The organism is Mesorhizobium sp. M7A.F.Ca.CA.004.12.1.1 (assembly GCF_003997835.1).
GTDB lineage: Bacteria > Pseudomonadota > Alphaproteobacteria > Rhizobiales > Rhizobiaceae > Mesorhizobium.
In genome coordinates, this window is record NZ_RZRK01000916.1 from 1 (window position 1) to 2,259 (window position 2,259).

Annotated in this window: 2 protein-coding genes; one reads left to right on the plus strand and one right to left on the minus strand. The window is 62.5% G+C overall.

What is annotated here, in order from left to right:
- On the minus strand, positions 1-819 hold an 819-nt coding region (locus EN984_RS31665), incomplete at its 3' end, for an ROK family transcriptional regulator (RefSeq protein ID WP_164765791.1).
- Between the two features lie 222 nt (positions 820-1,041).
- Here EN984_RS31665 and EN984_RS31670 point away from each other — a divergent pair.
- Positions 1,042-2,220, plus strand: a complete 1,179-nt coding sequence (locus EN984_RS31670) for a M24 family metallopeptidase (protein ID WP_127270913.1) — start codon at positions 1,042-1,044, stop codon at positions 2,218-2,220.
- The last annotated feature ends 39 nt before the right edge of the window (positions 2,221-2,259 follow it).

The window sequence follows — 2,259 nt, forward strand, 5'->3', positions numbered from 1 at the left end:
GTTCCAGCGCCGGCGTGCCTCGAGCGACAAATATCTTTCGAGACAGCCGCTGTTGCCGCACGGGCAGGCCTCGCCGCCCGGAATAACGGGAATGTGCCCGATCTCGCCGGCATTTCCCCAGGCGCCGCGCAAGGCGCTGCCGTCATGAACCATGACGCCGCCAAGGCCAACGCCGAAATAGAGATAGTAATATTCGGAAAACTGGGCGCCGAGGCCGTAGAGGCGCTCGCCCATGGCGGCCGCTGCCATATCGGTTTCAAAGAAGGCCGGCAATCCGGTGGAGGCCGCCAGCCGTTCGCGCAGCGCCACATCCTTCCAGCCGGTCATGGTGGTTGGCCCGACGAAACTCATGGACTCCACGTCGAATGGGCCGGGCAGGGCCATGCCAACGCCCAGCACCCGTCCGCCAGCCCGCAGTCTGGTCAATTCCACCACCATCGCCCCGATCAGCTCGAAGGCGTGGTCCGGCGCCGCGTTCGGCGCCTCGCGGTAGATGCTCTCGATCACGTCGCCGCTCAGATTGATCAAGGCGGCGCTGATACCAAGCGGAGTGATGTGGATGCCGACGGCATAGCCGCCATCGGGGTTGATCCGGAGCGTTGCCGGCGGCAGGCCGCGCCCCTTCGGCTCTTCGCGCAGCGACAGGATGTAGTCCTGATCTTCCAGTTCGCGAACGATGGTCGATACCGTCTGGACGGTGAGGCCGACGCGCCGGGCGATCTCGCCGCGGGCGATCGGTCCATGAAGGCGGATGGACTCAAGCACGATGCGCCGATTGTACGGCCGCCCGAACTCCTGATTGGTCCCCCGCAGTGCCATGCCTTGCGCCCCTTAGGAGAGCGCAGCTTTGCATTGCTTATTTATTCAGTCAAATGGAATTCAAAAATAAATTCACGCCGAAGTTTTCCTGGGGAAGGCCGTGGAGGGCCTATTCGGTTCAGGACCTGCCCACGCGTCGTCCTGGCCGATTGCCGCCGTGGCGAAACCCCTTCAATGGTGAGCGAACCCCGCGACCGTTGATCTGACAAAGATGGAGCAAAGATGATTGAATTGCCGTTTGCCCGAGACGAGTACCAACAGCGGCTTCGCAAGATACGCACCGAGATGGCGAAGCGCGGTCTCGAACTCCTTGTCGTCAACGACGTTGCCAACCAGCATTACATCACCGGCTATGACGGCTGGTCGTTCTACACGCCGCAGGTGGTGCTGGTTCCAATCGAGGAGGTCGAGCCGGTCTGGATCGGGCGCGCCATGGATGCGGCCGGCGGTCTTCTGACCGCCTGGATGAAACCGGAAAACGTGGTCGGCTTTCCGGAAGACCATGTTCAGCGCGTCGATCGCCATCCCATGGACTGGATCGCGAGCTGGATCGTCGCCAGGGGCTGGGGTGTCAGACATATCGGCATCGAACTCGAAGCCTATTATTTCTCCCCCAAGGCGCACGCCCGGCTTGTCGCGGGACTTCCAAATGCAAAATGGCATGATGCCGACCTGCTGGTGAACTGGATCCGCGCGGTCAAATCGGCGCCCGAGATCGCCTATTTGCGCAAGGCGTCCACCTTGGCCGAAGCGGCCGTCACGCGGGCCTTCGAGGTGATCGCACCGGGTGTTCGCGAGTGCGATGCCATCGCCGCCATCCAGGCGGCGCAGATCGCAGGCAGCCCGGATTTTGCCGGCGACATCACCGCTCTTCCACCGACAATCCTCGGTGGCGAGAATGCCTCGGCGCCGCACATCATGTGGAGCGACAGGCGGTTCGGAGACAACGAGACGATTGCGCTGGAACTTGCCGGCGTTTGCCGCCGCTATGCCGCCGGCCTCGCCAGGACCATGCAGCTTGGCAAGACGCCGACAAATGTTTCGGACACGGCAAAAGCGGTGATCGAGGGCATGGATGCGGTGCTCGACGCGGTCAAACCGGGAACATCAGCCGAAGCCGTCGAAGCCGCCTGGCGCAAGGTCATCCAGCGCTACGGACTGAAGAAGGAATCGCGCATCGGCTACTCCATCGGCGTCGCCTATCCGCCGGACTGGGGCGAGCATACGATCAGCCTCAGGCCGGGCGACAAGACCGTGCTTGAACCGGGCAATGTCGTTCATTCCATCCTCGGCATGTGGATGGATGGCTGGGGCATCGAGATCAGCGAGACCATCCTGGTCACCGAAACCGGCCATGAGACCCTGACGAAGTTCCCGCGAGAGATCCATGTCAAATCCTGAGGGTTCGGCCATGGCAAGCGGTTCTGCGAATCCCGACAC

Bases quoted from the DNA above. Each gene is read 5' to 3' on its own strand.
- EN984_RS31670 (WP_127270913.1), top strand. From the start codon at position 1,042: ATGATTGAATTGCCGTTTGCCCGAGACGAGTACCAACAGCGGCTTCGC.